The 14,274-nt window shown below is 60.9% G+C and carries 11 protein-coding genes, 2 tRNA genes and 1 pseudogene; 7 read left to right on the plus strand and 7 right to left on the minus strand.

From position 1 onward, the window contains the following. Positions 1-744 carry a lipoyl(octanoyl) transferase LipB gene (lipB, locus tag AC04SH_RS10870; RefSeq protein ID WP_488575008.1) on the minus strand — a complete coding sequence of 248 codons (744 nt, stop codon included), beginning with the start codon at positions 742-744 and terminating at the stop codon, positions 1-3. A 233-nt stretch (positions 745-977) separates the two neighbouring features. Here lipB and AC04SH_RS10875 point away from each other — a divergent pair. The 3 genes from AC04SH_RS10875 (at position 978) to AC04SH_RS10885 (ending at position 2,658) form a co-directional block, all read left to right on the plus strand. Next, positions 978-1,062 (plus strand) — tRNA-Leu (locus AC04SH_RS10875). Between the two features lie 509 nt (positions 1,063-1,571). Next, the gene (locus AC04SH_RS10880; protein WP_488575009.1) at positions 1,572-2,504 is read left to right on the plus strand and encodes a TauD/TfdA dioxygenase family protein; all 933 of its coding nucleotides are present in this window, start codon (positions 1,572-1,574) and stop codon (positions 2,502-2,504) included. Positions 2,505-2,575: 71 nt separating this feature from the next. Beyond that, positions 2,576-2,658 (plus strand) — tRNA-Leu (locus AC04SH_RS10885). A 78-nt stretch (positions 2,659-2,736) separates the two neighbouring features. Here the strand turns inward: AC04SH_RS10885 and AC04SH_RS10890 are convergent. Together AC04SH_RS10890 and AC04SH_RS10895 are read right to left on the minus strand one after the other, a co-directional pair. After that, a complete protein-coding gene (locus AC04SH_RS10890) occupies positions 2,737-3,666 on the minus strand; it encodes a hypothetical protein (protein WP_488575010.1) in 930 nt (309 codons plus the stop codon). Between the two features lie 17 nt (positions 3,667-3,683). Beyond that, positions 3,684-3,941: pseudogene (locus AC04SH_RS10895) on the minus strand (succinate--CoA ligase subunit alpha); the annotation flags it as partial. A gap of 273 nt (positions 3,942-4,214) precedes the next feature. Between AC04SH_RS10895 and AC04SH_RS10900 the strand changes: the two are divergent. The 3 genes from AC04SH_RS10900 to AC04SH_RS10910 all read left to right on the plus strand — a co-directional run bounded on the left by AC04SH_RS10900 (position 4,215) and on the right by AC04SH_RS10910 (position 6,645). Further along, a complete protein-coding gene (locus AC04SH_RS10900; protein WP_488575011.1) occupies positions 4,215-4,847 on the plus strand; it encodes a hypothetical protein in 633 nt (210 codons plus the stop codon). 5 nt (positions 4,848-4,852) lie between these two features. Beyond that, positions 4,853-5,386 carry a hypothetical protein gene (locus AC04SH_RS10905; protein ID WP_488575012.1) on the plus strand — a complete coding sequence of 178 codons (534 nt, stop codon included), beginning with the start codon at positions 4,853-4,855 and terminating at the stop codon, positions 5,384-5,386. A 362-nt stretch (positions 5,387-5,748) separates the two neighbouring features. Beyond that, positions 5,749-6,645: a hypothetical protein gene (locus AC04SH_RS10910; RefSeq protein WP_488575013.1), complete on the plus strand. Its 897-nt coding sequence runs from the start codon at positions 5,749-5,751 to the stop codon at positions 6,643-6,645. A 47-nt stretch (positions 6,646-6,692) separates the two neighbouring features. Here AC04SH_RS10910 and AC04SH_RS10915 read toward each other — a convergent pair whose 3' ends face one another. Continuing rightward, entirely contained in the window at positions 6,693-6,905 is a 213-nt protein-coding gene (locus AC04SH_RS10915; RefSeq protein ID WP_488575014.1) for a hypothetical protein, read from the minus strand. Between the two features lie 139 nt (positions 6,906-7,044). Between AC04SH_RS10915 and AC04SH_RS10920 the strand changes: the two genes are divergently transcribed. Further along, positions 7,045-9,483, plus strand: coding sequence for a GcvT family protein (locus AC04SH_RS10920; RefSeq protein WP_488575015.1), 2,439 nt, complete (start codon positions 7,045-7,047; stop codon positions 9,481-9,483). Positions 9,484-9,508: 25 nt separating this feature from the next. Here the strand turns inward: AC04SH_RS10920 and AC04SH_RS10925 are convergent, their stop codons facing one another. The 3 genes from AC04SH_RS10925 to sucD all read right to left on the minus strand — a co-directional run bounded on the left by AC04SH_RS10925 (position 9,509) and on the right by sucD (position 14,268). Then, on the minus strand, positions 9,509-12,178 hold the full coding sequence (locus AC04SH_RS10925) for a phosphoenolpyruvate carboxylase (RefSeq protein WP_488575016.1): 2,670 nt from the start codon (positions 12,176-12,178) through the stop codon (positions 9,509-9,511). Positions 12,179-12,312: 134 nt separating this feature from the next. Then, positions 12,313-13,281, minus strand: a complete 969-nt coding sequence (locus AC04SH_RS10930; protein ID WP_488575017.1) for a 2-hydroxyacid dehydrogenase — start codon at positions 13,279-13,281, stop codon at positions 12,313-12,315. Positions 13,282-13,368: 87 nt separating this feature from the next. Continuing rightward, complete coding sequence (gene sucD, locus AC04SH_RS10935) at positions 13,369-14,268, minus strand: succinate--CoA ligase subunit alpha (protein ID WP_488575018.1); 900 nt, start codon at positions 14,266-14,268, stop codon at positions 13,369-13,371. Between the last annotated feature and the right edge of the window lie 6 nt (positions 14,269-14,274).

A 14,274-nucleotide genomic window follows, 5' to 3' on the forward strand; every position in this document is an offset into this window, starting at 1 on the left:
TCAGCCGGCCTTGCGCGCTGGTTCGGCAGAAATAGCCTCGGCTGCGCCAAAGACATCCTCGAATGCGGATTTCAGCGCCAGGTCGAAATCGGCCATGGTCACGGGCAGGCCGAGATCGACGAGGCTGGTGACGCCGTGGTCCGGCACACCGCAGGGTACGATGCCGCTGAAATGGCTGAGATCCGGCTCGACATTGACGGCGATGCCGTGAAAGCTCACCCAGCGCCGCAGGCGGATGCCGATGGCCGCGATCTTGTCCTCGGCCGGCGAGCCGTCGGGCAGGGCAGGGCGATCGGGCCGCACCACCCAGACGCCGACGCGGTCCTCGCGGCGTTCGCCGCGCACGTTGAAGGCGGCGAGCGTGCCGATGATCCATTGTTCCAGCGCGGCGACGAAGGCTCGCACGTCCTCGCGCCGGCGCTTCAGGTCGAGCATGACGTAGGCGACCCGCTGTCCCGGCCCGTGATAGGTGTATTCGCCGCCGCGTCCGGCCGCGAAGACCGGGAAACGGTCGGGGTCGATCAGGTCCTCGATGCGGGCGCTGGTGCCGGCGGTGTAAAGCGGCGGGTGCTCGACCAGCCAGACCAGTTCGGCGGCGGCACCGGTGCGGATCGCCTCGGCACGCGCTTCCATCAGGGCCAGCGCATCGGTGTAGCCGGTCAAGCCCGGCTCGATGCGCCATTCGACCGGTGCTGAGCCGGGCAAGGGCAGGAACGACGTGGCGATCTGGCTGCGTTCTGTCATGGCTTTTCGTTTTTCGCTTAATGCACGCCGGCTTCCAAAACCGCTTCTGGCCTGGGGCGGAATGCATTTGCCCTTCATATGGCGGTACCCAGCTGAAACGTCCAGTTCGCCCCGCATTTTGGCCTTCCCGACCGTTATGCCAATTCCCGGCGATTATTGCGTACCGCGCCCTTGTTTCGCCGGAAACGATTTGCTACACGCCGCGAGCCGGTTCGTTCCGGCTCCTACCACGGGCGGTCGTGGCGGAATTGGTAGACGCGCAGCGTTGAGGTCGCTGTGGGGCAACCCGTGGAAGTTCGAGTCTTCTCGACCGCACCAACATCCGATCCTTCGCGATCGGGATCGCCTAAATCCAAATGAGATCAGGTTGCGACGTCCTGCTGCCTGCGGCAGCCGTCGGGCACTGCTAGGTCCCGATGGTGGATGCATCGCCATCAGCGCGGCTCATTTGCCCGGGAAACGGCTTCCTGCCCCGTTGGGACGCTTCCCCATCGTCCTCCCCAGCAAACTCGGCACAGTCTGGATCCGCCATTGCCTGCGCGCTCCACGCCGCCGCCAGCTCGGAGAACGAGCTCGGGCAGAAGTCATTTTTCCCCGAGCCGCCGAACTTTGAAAGACTTTTTCTATGGATTTTGTAGAATTACGATTTGAATGGGATCTCGGTACTGTTCGCTAAGCCTTGGCGGCCTTCGTCTCCTGAGTTGCGAGCAGCGCTTTCGGAATCAGCAAGTTAGCTCCCTCGAGGGGAGTTGCTCCGCCGATCGCTGTGCGGCCGGTAACGGCGGAGCATTGCCAGCAGCCCGCGGTTCCAGAGGACAGAGGTTCCCATGCCCAAACTTGCACCCGTAGAGCAGACCATCCCGGAAGCCGATATTGTCCCGCTTACGGGACGAGTCGGCGCAGAGATCAGGAACATACGGCTTTCCGGCGACCTGCCGCAGCAGACGGTCGCGGCGATCAACCAGATCCTGTTGCGGCACAAGGTTGTCTTCTTCCGCGATCAGGCGCATCTCGACGATGCCGAGCAGGAGCGCTTCGCGCATCGTCTCGGCGACCTCGTTCCGCATCCGACCCAGGGTCCCGTCAAGGGAACGGCGTCCATTCTCGAGCTCGATTCGAGCCGTGGCGGCGGTCGCGCCGATCAGTGGCACACCGACGTCACCTTCGTTGACGCCTATCCGAAATTCTCCGTTCTTCGCGGCGTCGTCATACCGCCGGCCGGCGGCGACACCATCTGGTCGAACACCGCCGCGGCCTACCAGGACCTGCCCGCACCGTTGAAGCTGCTCGCGGACAATCTCTGGGCAGTTCACAGCAACGCCTACGATTATGCCGCCGTGCGGCCGCGTGCGAGCGCCGCGGAAAGGAAGCACTTCGAGGAGGTCTTCACCTCGACGGTCTATGAGACCGAGCATCCCGTTGTCCGCGTCCATCCCGAAACAGGCGAGCGCTCGCTGCTGCTCGGCAATTTCGTGCAACGGCTGGTCGGTCTTTCCAAAAGCGATTCAGCGCGGCTCTACGAGGTGTTCCAGTCCTATGTCACCGCGCCGGAGAACACAGTCCGCTGGCGCTGGAAAGCCGGCGATGTGGCGATCTGGGATAACCGGGCCACGCAGCACTACGCGGTCAACGACTATGGCGATCAGCACCGGGTGGTGCGTCGCGCCACGGTCGACGGCGACGTTCCGGTCAGCGTCGACGGCCGCCGCAGCGCCACCCGCACCAAGGTCGCGAAGCCCGCGACCGACAAGGCCGCCTGAGGTTTGGCCGAACTCGAGGGCCGCTGTTCAGGCGGCCTTCTTCACCTCCGCGAGCGTATCGGCCACACGACGGTGTCGTAGCGGAATTGGTAGACGCGCAGCATTGAGGTCGCTGTGGGGCAACCCCATCGAAGTTCGAGTCTTCTCGACCGCACCGATAAAGTTTCTTGCGACATTCACGCATGTGACACAGCTTCCTCCAATGGAGGATGACTTGGCTGCAAGGCAGTCCCTAAGTCTTTGGCCAATGCGCGGGTTCGTGTTGCACTTGAGTCTCAATCTCGGTCTTTGTTGAGCGGCGTTCGGAAATGCGGTTAATCAAAGAACTATTCGGGAGTGCGTCCGTAACTGGATATTGGCGATACGAAAACGAACCGATGTAAATACGACCCTCTGAGTATTGTTGCCGTGTTATTCGTAAAGTTTGAAGTCCATAATTTGCGCAGACCCTGACGACGTCTTGGACCATATCCCAATCTGCATTTTCTGTTATAGTAATTATAAATGGATTTGGCGTCTCTGGGTTTTCTGCGCCAGTGCCGAATTTATGGTTGGAGAAAATTCCTATTTTATGTAGGTCATTCTCTATCTCTTTGAAATTTGGTAAAAGCTCATTGAGCCAAATCTGATTTACTGAAATTAATTCGATTTGGGCTGACGTTGGAAGTTTGTTGGTTTCTTCTGAAGGATTGTTGTGAGATATTTGATGTTCGCTTGTGCCTCTGACTTCGATAACCTCGGTTTGCCCTGTTGTAGCTGAGAATCTGCGTTGAAGGTATCTTGAATAATAATGATCTTCTTGCATTTCTGGTCGGAAGCGCGTCTGCAAAAGAAATAAACAAGAAAGAAATATAGGAACGTTTGCTACTGCCGCGATTACGAGAAGGCTCGGAGCCCAGTGCGGTTCTGTAATTAGCCTGGCGGCTGCTAGGAATGATCCGTTGATCAGTACTAGACCGATCAGCCAAACCGCCAGAAGTTGCAGCGGTTTCGTGATCTTACCGGCGTCAATACCATGATCCGCCATGAAGTCTGCCCTCCCAATTCCCCAAGTCCAACTTCGCACTAAGAAGCCAGCGTCACAAGTCGGCTTCTCGACCTGAACGTGGTCGTTGATCGCCAAATCAAACAAACCTTGGATATCGAAACGGCGGCGCGTCATATTGGACCACGCGGCCGCTATGCGATGCTACCGGTTCGGGACGCCGCTTTCCGCGGCACCGTATCGGCAATCACCTCACCAAACGAGGACGGCGTCGGCACGATGACGATGTCAGCTCCTTTGAGAATTTTCGACCTTTTCCTGCGCCGAATCGCCAAAAGCCGAGATGATGGAGCCGGCTTGGCCCATGCGTCTGCCTTTTGGCGCGGAAAGCCCGGCGATGTAGGCGATTAGATGTTTGCGCATTTGTCGCGCGACCAGACCACGGCTTCGGCTTATTGGTATCCCCGTGTTTAGTTCACAGCATAAACTAGCCCGAAAGCGAAATGGAATTCGCATGCTGGCGAACCTGTTTTGACCCTGCTTCTGTTGCTTTCAGTGGCTTGACGCAGGATAAGAATATGGGGCGAGACATACAAATACCAAGACGACGAGTCTCGTAGGAATCCTCTTCAAAATGGAAGAGGCATAACCCCAAACAAAACCTAGGCTGCGGCCTTGTCCGCGCGTCGGGGCTCGCGCAATGGTGGAAATGCTTGGGGGTATGAATGAGCAATATTCAGATTATTTTTGCAGTGTTGGCTCTGCTGTCGCCAATTGCGATCGTGCCGCTCGTAAAGAAGTTCTTTTTTGATTCTCGTATGCGGCTGCGAGCGGAAGTCAGGATTTCTCCAGCGAAGACAAGTCAGCTTATCGCAAAAATCGTCGCCGATCACATAAAAGCCCTCCCATACGACACGGAAGAGGGCAAAGCAGAGTATCACCAGCTAGTCAGTTTTGGCGGTATCAAAGGATACACGTCGCTACGATTGCGAAACATCAGCAAGAAGAAGCTGACCAACGTCAGCGTAATGGCGGATGATCTACACGCATTGTACCAGATAGATGACAGCCTGGAATTGTGGCCACTCGAGAAGGGCAAGGCACTGCCGGTAGGAGATATAGCTCCAAGCCATGAGCGAGTCGTGCACTTTTGGTCGCTAGCTGACTACTCGGATAATCATTGGGGAATGAAGACACGCTACCGTATGTCGGCTGACGAGCTTGATTCGACAAGCCTGCGGTTTCCGTTTCCTCCGTACATCAGAAAGCGCATTATTGGCTGGAGCATTTTGGTGCTCAATATGATCGCGTGGGGCGGTTTTGCGGCAATCTTGACGTATAGCGCCCTTTTGAGGTGACCTCGATGCCTAGCCTAAAGGAGTTCATGGAGGCGCTTGGGGTTGCTTGGCCGGTCGCCCTGACCGCGCTGATAGGTTGCGCGGCTCTTCTGGCAGGTAATGCCTACGGCGTCCGATACGCGACGGGCATCCCCGAGTGGATACTCACGATCATCTTTGCGGTCGCGGTGTTCGCGGCCGGCATATGCATAGTGTCAATACTACAATCGATCGGACGCGGATTGCGGTGGATGGTGAGATGGTTCCGGACAAGGAAGCAGCGCAAGACGCAGCTTGCTTGGTTGCATGATCTCCCCGAACACGAACACGCCATCATGTCGTATCTCCTGAGTTCGAATCAGCAAGCCTTTGCTTATCCGTATGGCGAAGGGCGGTTTGTAGGGCTCCTTCAAAAAGGGTTGGTTTTGTCGGGATCAGGTAGTCACAGCGTCATCGCCTGGCCGCATGTGGTGCCCGACCACGTATGGGCGGAAATGACCAAACATCCTGAGGAGTTTCACCGCACTCCCGCACAAGGTAATCCGCTGGCCCGCTTTTAAGACGGCAGCCCGCGAGTAGGAGTAGCTTCAATTCCGCGGCAGCTTGTGGATCGCCAGCCTGACGGGACCGCCTCGATCGCAGTTGGTGCAGAAAAGCGCCCTCTCATATCGCCGTCGGCCTTGCGGCCGCGCATGGGCGGGAAGCCGCCACGGCTTTCATCGGCTGGATTGACGCTTGTCCTGATGAGGAGTTCCTCTACGATGACGCGTGCTCTGCGCGCCATCGTCACACCGTCGGCGCATTGCGCGCCACCTGCCTCTATCCGCCGAAGCGTGTCTGCACGAAGATTTCAAGAACGCCTTCCGGATCGTCTAGGGTCAAACCCAAATTGCGCAGAACGCCGGAGAAGGGTTAGACCGATATGGGGAAAAATACTGACTCGGTTGGGTATTCTGCGGCGCTCGAAGCGTTGTTCAAGGCCCTTGATTCGGCTCCAATTGGAAATTATCCGATATTTAAAAAACCGAGCGACAAGGAGTACTTCGAAACTCTGCTAATGTTTGCCGTGCGCAAGGCGCAAGCCGCGCGACATCATCTCTCCAACATAGAAGCGATGCTTGAAAATTCGAGCGGGGTCTCGAAGAAGCAGATGCAAGAGGTGATAGCAAAGGCCCCCTCTAGTCCAAAAATCGTGAGCAAGTGGGCATCCACGATCAGGTCTTCAGCGGGCTACATTCACGAACTCTCAGCGTTCTTGGCCGCCGTTAGGTCGGGATTGGATTTCTTAGCTACTGCGGCCGCGCGAACTTTACCGGGGGTGACCGCTCACTCAATGCACGACCTTGAGAAAATGGTCCTCAAGAAGCAGACGGGGGGCGTTTTGGACGTGGTGGCGGCGCATCGCGCTTGGCTCGGCCAACTAAGATCGTATCGGGACGAGGTGATACATCGTCAAGTCATTCAGGCACCCGCCGAGGGCTGGCTGGTTTCGATGAAGGGACTGACATCAAAAGTGCAAATCCCAGTGGTGATCCCGAAGAAGACCCCTAAAATTGCCTTCGATACCCGGCGGTCGAGGATGATGGATAGCGAGCTTCCAATCGGACTCGATCGCCAGGAGTCATTTGCCGAAGTCAAGTACGAGGACGGCACAAAGGAAACGGTTGAGCACAGCGTAATATACACACCGTCCTCGGGCTACATCCTACTGCGCAAGTTCATGAGGCAGAATCTATCTTCTTACGAAAGTGTCCTTTCAGATATGTTCATCGCCATTGTGAAGGTAAATTTCTACACCCCTAAGAAAAACCTAGGCTGAGCAACGTCCCGAGCAGCTTGGCCGATTCGAGTTTTGCCCATAGTCGGTCATTCACCTCGATTAAACGGATGCCTGGCGTCCAGCGGAAGGCTGTCGGCGCCAAAGTCAAAGGAATAGCCGTTGATCTCTTCCGACTGTTTCGAGCTGTCGTGGCAGCGCTTGCACAAGCTCTGAAACGGCCCGCCAAAGAACTGGAACCGATCGCCTCTGTGGCGTTCGACGTGATCGCGACTGTGGCAGAAATCGGCCTTCAAATCCAAGATTCAACCGATCCGTAAGCGCTGTCACACGGGCGGTCGGACCGACCGCCAACCGCCACGTCGGCGTCGCAAATGGCGTGACCGACGGCGTCGCGCTTACCTATAGTGCCCATGACAACTTCATCCAGGGGCATCGCGTATGTTGGGCAATTTTCGTGCGGTGGTCGTCGGTGGCGGCTGTGTCGGCGCAGGTATTCTTTACGGCTTGGCGAAGCGCGGCTGGAGCGATGTCGCGTTGCTCGAGCGGACGCAGCTCACTGCCGGTTCGACATGGCATGCGGCGGGGCTGATACCCTCCTACGCCCGCAGTCTCAACGTCGGCCGGATGATCGCCAAATCCATTGAGATCTACGAGAGCCTCGAAGCTGAAACCGGTCAGAAGGTCGGCTGGCACAAATGCGGCCAGTTGCGAATCGCCAACACGCGCGACAGGCTCGACGAATACCGCAGCTATATCGACGTCGCCGAAGTCCAGGGCATAAGGGCGCGGATCGTATCGCCTGCCGAGGCGCGAGAAATCTGGCCGCTGCTCAACAACAGCGGCATGCTGGGCGCGCTCTATCATCCCGATGACGGTCACATCGCGCCCGCTGACGTGACCCAGGCCATGGCCAAGGGTGCACGTGACCTCGGCGCGAAGATCCATCTTGGCACCGAAGTGACGGGGTTCGAGCGGATGCCGGGCGGCGAGTGGAAGGTCAGAACCTCCCGCGGCGACATGATCTGCGAACACGTAATCCTCGCCACCGGCAATTATGCGCGCCAGACCGGCGCCATGTTGGGCCTCGACATTCCGGCAATTCCGATCGTGCACCAGTACTGGATCACCGACGCGGTGCCCGAAGTCGTGGAACGCAAGCGGCAGGGTCTTCCGGAAATGCCGATCCTGAGGGACGAGGGTTACGAGGGCTACCTGCGTGAAGAGGGGGACGGGCTGCTGTTCGGCCCCTATGAGCGCACCGAACAGCTCAAGCTGTTCGCCGAGAACGGCGTGCCGGAATGGTTCGGCGCCGACCTGCTCGATGAGGATTTCGACGCCGTTTCCTGGAACTGGGAACGGGCGACGGAACTCGTGCCCGCGCTCGGGCGCGCCGGCATCAAGAGAAATGTACGCGGGCCTTTCCAGATGACGGCCGATGAGCTGCCGTTGATGGGGCCGGCCTGGGGGCTTCAGAATGTCTGGCTCGCCGAAGGCGTGCCGGGCGGCATCCTGTGGGGCGGAGCGATCGGCCACTATCTCTCGGAGCGGATTGTCGAAGGCGGCAACAGCATCGACACGGCGGAACTGGATCCGCGGCGCTTTGGCGACCATGCCAACAAGAACTGGACCCGGGAGAAGGTTCGGGAAGCCTGGGGCACCCATGCAACACAGCACTATCCGGACCAGGACATGCCGGCGGCACGACCGCAGAAAACAGCTCCGTCCTACGAGCGCCTGAGTCAGCTCGGTGCTGTGTGGGATGTTCTGAACGGCTGGGAAATGCCAAGCTGGTTCGCGCCTTCGGGCGTCGAGGCACGCAATTCATACAGCTGGCGCTGGACCGACAAGGGCACCTATGTCGGCGAGGAGGTCCAGGCGGTCCGGCAGGCCGTCGGCCTGGTCGAAATGACGCCGATGACGAAGTTCGAGGTCAGCGGCCCGGGTGCCGAGCGCTGGCTCGACGGGATCCTCGCCAATCGTTTGCCGCGTCTCGGTCGCATCGCGCTCGCCCACCATCTCACGCCGGCCGGTGGTGTGCAGGCCGAGTATGTCGTGGCGCGGCTACGGAGCGACCTGTTCTACCTCGTCTCGACGCCGCGCGCCGAACGCTGGAACTACGACGACCTGAACCGGCTGTTGCCGAAGGACGGTAGTGTGCAACTGCGCAACGTCACCAACGATCGCGGCAGCTTCACCGTGGTCGGGCCCAAGGCGCGCGGCGTTCTGCAGCCGCTGGCCGAGATCGATCTGTCGAACGAGGCTTTCCCCTGGTTCAGCGTGCAGTCGGCGACTGTCGACCTAGCCAGCGACGTGCGGCTGATGCGCGTCAACTATTCGGGCGAACTCGGCTGGGAGCTCTATCATCCGCTCTGCTACCAGCGGCATTTGCTGGACGCGCTTCTGGCATCAGGTGAGGCGCACGGGCTCAGGCTGGTCGGGCTGCAGGCGCTGGAATCGCTGCGTCTCGACAAGTCTTTTCGCGCGATGTACCGCGACATGAACCTCGAACTGTCGGCCTGGGAGAGCGGTCTCGACCGCTTCGTGAGGCTCGACAAGGGAGACTTCATTGGCCGCGCCGCTCTGGCCGCGAAGCAAAAGCAGGGCCTGGCACGCCGGATCGTGACGCTGTCCATCGATGCGGACGGGGCGAGCGCCTTTGCCTATGAGGGCGTCTATCGCGACGGCAGCCTTGTCGGCCGCGTTACGTCAGCGGGCTATTCCTACACGCTTGGCCACGACATAGCATTGGCGCTGCTGCCGCTCGAGCTCGGCACGCCAGGGACAGCGCTGGAGGTTTCAATTCTCGGCGAGCGGCGCCCGGCACGGGTAATCGCCGACTCTCCCTATGACCCGGAAGGCGCGCGCGGTCGTATGTGAGGAACTGACGGAGGCGTTGGGATGCCTATCCCGTCCACCCAAGGCCAGCCGAGATGCAGTTGATTGAGACAAGCAAGGCGTCGGTCGACCGCTTTTGATCCGCCGTGCCTGCTCTGACTTCACGCAGCAAATCGACCTGCAGCCGGTGAATGTCGTCCATCTGACGCCGTAGACTGTCGAAACGCCGCTTGAACATCGGAAAGCGCACGGAGAGGTCACCCCCGGTAAGGGCGCGGATCAGGCCCCGCGTCAACTCGTATTCCGTGAGAATACGGGTGTAGATCCGGTGGGACGCATCGCTGTCGGACACCAGGCCGGCATAGAGCCGGGCAATCTCCATGTCGGACTGGTAGAGCGTCTTCTCCGCCTCGTCGACGATCAGGCGGAAGAAGCGCGACTGTTCGAACATGCGCGCCAGAAGGTCTCGCCCGGCATCGCCACGCACCGTGACGAAGGAACTCAGCGCGCTGCCGATGCCATACCAGCCGGTCAGCAGATGGCGGTTCTGGCTCCAGGCGAATACCCATGGAATGGCGCGCAGGTCGGCAATGCCGTTGGCGCCGAAACGGCGCTCCGGCCGCGAGCCCATTTTCAGCAATCCCAGTTCCGCCACCGGGCTCGCCTGGTTGAAATAATCGAGGAATCCAGGCTCCGCCATCAGTCTGGCATAGGAGGCCTGCGACATGCCGGCCAGCGCTTCCAGCGCTTCGTCGAACTCGGGTGTCTGCCTGGTTTCGGCGTCGCCCGGCGATACGGCACTGTGAGCCAGCACGGCGGCGGCGAGGATTTCGAGCTGGTTGAGGCCGGTGCCGCGATTGGCGAATTTCGACGACACGACCTCGCCCTGTTCGGTTACTCGCATGGACCCAGTGACAGTACCTGCCGGCTGCGCCGCGATCGCCCGGCCGGTCGGCGCGCCGCCACGGCTGACAGAGCCGCCACGGCCGTGAAAGAAACTGATCCTGACCTTGTGCTTGCGGCCGACGGCAGCGAGCCGCTTTTGCGCCTTGGCCAGTTCCCAATTGGAGGCGAGGAAACCGCCGTCCTTGTTGGAATCCGAATAGCCGAGCATGATTTCCTGGCGCGCGCCGAAATCCCGCACCGTGCGCCGCACCAGGGCAATGTCGAGCAATGCGTTCAGGATGCCGGGGGCTGCCTGCAGGTCGGCGATGGTCTCGAACAAGGGCACGATCCGCAGTCTGATCGTGCCGTCGCCACCGGGCGCGGTCGAAAGCCCGCAATATTGCGCCAAGAGATAGACCGCGAGCAGATCGTCAGCCGAGCGCGTCATGCTGAGGATGAAACAGCACACCGCATCGCTATCGGCGGCGGCGATCTGGTTCGCAATGACAGAGAATGTCGAAAGCAGTTCCCTTGCCTCGGGCGACAGCCGGTCCGCGTCGATCTGCAACCCCGCGCTTTGGCCAAGGGCCGCGCGGATGCGCGCCGACCATTGCGGCGTGCCTGATGCAACCGGGTCTGCCAGCGCAAAGATCTCGGCCAGCACCCGATTGACGACAGTCGAGTTCTGCCTGATGTCGAGCGAGACCGTACGGAAGCCGAAGCTTGCGACCTGCCAGAGCAGCGGCTGGACGAAACGTCGGGCTACCGCGCGCCCTCCGATCGCTTCGAGGACAGAAGCCAGACCGCGGAGATCAGCACCAAACGCCTCCGCGGAGGGGTAGGCGGCGGCTCCGCCGTCGCGTGTGGCCACGAGTCTGGCCAACAAGGCCGAAGCGAACTGGCGAAGCGGCTCGTCAGGGTTGCGGGCGGCGATGTCGTGCCCCTGTCCGCTTTTGTCGAGTGCCCTTTGCAGAATCGGCGCAAAGCTGGCCGGCAGCTCGACGACGTTCGAACTGGCGCTGAGCACCGTCACCAGCCGCTGTACCTGCGTCAGGTACCAGCCAATGGCGGTGTTGCGGTATTCGGCCAGGGCACCGGCGGTCATGGCGGCGGTGACGTTCGGATTGCCGTCGCGGTCGCCGCCGATCCAAGAGGCGTAGCGCATGAAGGCAGGAATTTTCACCCGCTCTCCGGGATAGTGACGCTGGAAGGCGTCCTGCAGCTTGCCGTAGAGCTGCGGCGTCGCCTCGAAAATGACTTCACGGAAGAAATGCAGGCCCCAGGCGATTTCGCGTTCGACCGTTGGGCGCTCCAGCCTGAGCTCGCCCGTCATCCACAGAAGCTCGATCTCGCTTTCAAGATCGGCGACCAACAGCTCGCGTTCGCGCGGCGCCCAGCGCGGCTGGTCGAGCTCGGTCAGCTTGCGGTAGATGCGGCGGTGGATCTCGAGAACCGTGACGCGTTTGGCCTCCGTTGGGTGCGCGGTCATGGTCGGGCCGACGCAGAGTTCATTGAGCGCGGCCTGCACGTCCGCTGCCGAGCGCCCGTTCGCCGCCATCTGCGCGATCACGCTGGCGAAGGAGCCCGGCACGTCGTCGGCGCCCGCGCCCTGTTCGAGTTCGCGGCGCGTGCGCATGGCCAGCAACTCGTCGGCAATCGCCAACAACTGGAACCATACGCCGCTCGCCTGCAACGCCGGGATGCGCTGCTCCGGAGCAAGGGAGACAAGTGATCTCCGCCCGCTCAGAACGGCGGCGATCTCGGGCTCACGCGCGCTGGCGACCTGAAGCAGCAGCCGCAACAGCAGGCTGCGCTCGTCTTCGCGAAACTTGATGGGTTTGCTCTGTTCCAACCGCTTTCCTCCTTGGGCCGAGGGCTGCGAGAGCGGTTCACCGTTTCACGGAAACGGCGAACCGCTCTATCTCTTTGTTTTTCGCAATTCCGGAAGGAAAACCGCTCACACTTTTCCTGGAATTGCTAAGGCTTTCAAGCAACCCGGTTGGGGACCGGGCGACCCTCGAAGAAGGCGGTCAGGTTCTCCACCACCTTCATACCCATCGCCACGCGCGTTTCCTCGGTCGCGCTGCCGAGATGCGGCAAGAGCACGACGTTCTCCAACCGCTTGAGCGCTTCCGGAACGGCCGGCTCGCCGTCGAAGACATCAAGGCCGGCTCCAGCGATCTCGCGCCTTTCCAGCGCGCCGATCAGGGCATCCTGGTCGACGACATCGCCGCGCGCCGTGTTGATCAGGAACGCGCTAGGTTTCATCAGCCACAGGCTGCGGGCATCGATGAGATGGCGATTTTCCGCACCGCCTGGACAGTGCAGCGACACGAAGTCGGATGCCGTGAGCAGCCCTTCCATAGTCTGCATCTGCACCGCGCCCATGGCGCGCGTCTCCTCATCGTCGACAGTTGAGCGATTGAAGAACACGATCTTCATGCCGAAGCCGAAATGGGCACGCCTGGCCGTTGCCTTGCCGATGCGGCCCATGCCGACAATGCCAAGGGTTTTGCCCGACACTTTCGCGCCGGCCATGTGCGTCGGCGACCAGCCGCGCCATTCTCCGGCCCGCAGCTGGCGCTCGCCTTCACCGGTCCGGCGCGCGACAGCCAATATCAGGCTCAGCGCCAGGTCGGCGGTGCAATCGGTCAGCACGCCCGGCGTGTTGGTCACCACGATAGAGCGGTTGCGGGCGGCCGCGACATCGATATGGCTGAAGCCGACGCCGAAATTGGCGATGATCCGGGTGCGGGCAGCGCTGCCGGGGAACACTGCGTCAGGCAAGCGGTCGCTGACCGTTGCCAGGATCGCGTCGTAGTCGGCGAAGGCGGACGTCATTGCCGCCGGGCTCAACGGCGTATCGCTGGTGTTGAACGTCGTGTCGAAGCGTTCGGCAAGGATCGCTTCGACAGGGGCCGGCCATTTGCGGGTAACAATCAAACGCGGTTTCATCTGACATCCTGCCGATTGCTGGGCTGGCGATCCCTGGCGCCAGCCCTCAACTGCACATTGCGCTATGCGGGCTTTGCCCGACCGGTATCACGCCGCCTTCTTCATCCGCGACAGCGTGTCGGCCACCACCTCGCCGAACGAGGACGGCGTCGGCACGATGATGACGCCGGCTTCCTTCAGGATCTCGACCTTCTCCTGCGCCGACTCGCCGAAGGCCGAGATGATGGCGCCGGCGTGGCCCATGCGGCGGCCTTTCGGAGCGGACAGGCCGGCGATGTAGGCGATGAGGGGCTTCCTCATATTGTCGCGCGCCCAGATCGCGGCTTCGGCTTCCTGCGGACCGCCGATCTCGCCGATCATCACAACGGCGTCGGTGTCGTCATCCTGTTCGAACAGTTTCAGCATGTCCTTGAACGACGAGCCGTTGATCGGATCGCCGCCGATGCCGACGCTGGTCGAGACGCCGATGCCGAGCGCCTTCATCTGCGAGGCGGCTTCGTAGCCCAGCGTGCCCGAGCGGCCGACAATGCCGACGCGGCCGGGGAGGTAGATGCTTCCGGGCATGATGCCCATCAGCGCCTGTCCCGGCGTGATGACGCCGGCGCAGTTCGGGCCGATCAGGCGCATGCGGTCTTCGTAGCGGTAGCGCATCATGTAGCGCTTGACCTGCATCATGTCCTGCGACGGGATGCCGTCGGTGATGCAGACGCAGAGTTTTATCCCGGCGTCCGCCGCTTCCATGATCGAATCGGCGGCAAAGGGCGGCGGCACGAAGACGATGCTCGCTTCGGCGCGAGTCTCGCGCACCGCGCCCTTGACCGTGTTGAAGACGGGCAGGCCAAGATGCTTCTGGCCGCCCTTGCCGGGGGTGACGCCGCCGACCAGCTTGGTGCCGTAGCGCTTCATGTCGTCGGCATGAAAACTGCCGATCTTGCCGGTGAACCCTTGCACGATGACGCGGGTGCTGCGGTTGAGCAGAATTGCCATTTTATC

The organism is Mesorhizobium sp. CNPSo 4688, assembly GCF_057784295.1.

Bases quoted from the DNA above. Each gene is read 5' to 3' on its own strand.
- lipB (WP_488575008.1), bottom strand. From the start codon at position 744: ATGACAGAACGCAGCCAGATCGCCACGTCGTTCCTGCCCTTGCCCGGC.
- AC04SH_RS10880 (WP_488575009.1), top strand. From the start codon at position 1,572: ATGCCCAAACTTGCACCCGTAGAGCAGACCATCCCGGAAGCCGATATT.
- AC04SH_RS10930 (WP_488575017.1), bottom strand. From the start codon at position 13,281: ATGAAACCGCGTTTGATTGTTACCCGCAAATGGCCGGCCCCTGTCGAA.
- AC04SH_RS10900 (WP_488575011.1), top strand. From the start codon at position 4,215: ATGAGCAATATTCAGATTATTTTTGCAGTGTTGGCTCTGCTGTCGCCA.
- AC04SH_RS10890 (WP_488575010.1), bottom strand. From the start codon at position 3,666: ATGACGCGCCGCCGTTTCGATATCCAAGGTTTGTTTGATTTGGCGATC.
- AC04SH_RS10905 (WP_488575012.1), top strand. From the start codon at position 4,853: ATGCCTAGCCTAAAGGAGTTCATGGAGGCGCTTGGGGTTGCTTGGCCG.
- AC04SH_RS10920 (WP_488575015.1), top strand. From the start codon at position 7,045: ATGTTGGGCAATTTTCGTGCGGTGGTCGTCGGTGGCGGCTGTGTCGGC.
- AC04SH_RS10910 (WP_488575013.1), top strand. From the start codon at position 5,749: ATGGGGAAAAATACTGACTCGGTTGGGTATTCTGCGGCGCTCGAAGCG.
- sucD (WP_488575018.1), bottom strand. From the start codon at position 14,268: ATGGCAATTCTGCTCAACCGCAGCACCCGCGTCATCGTGCAAGGGTTC.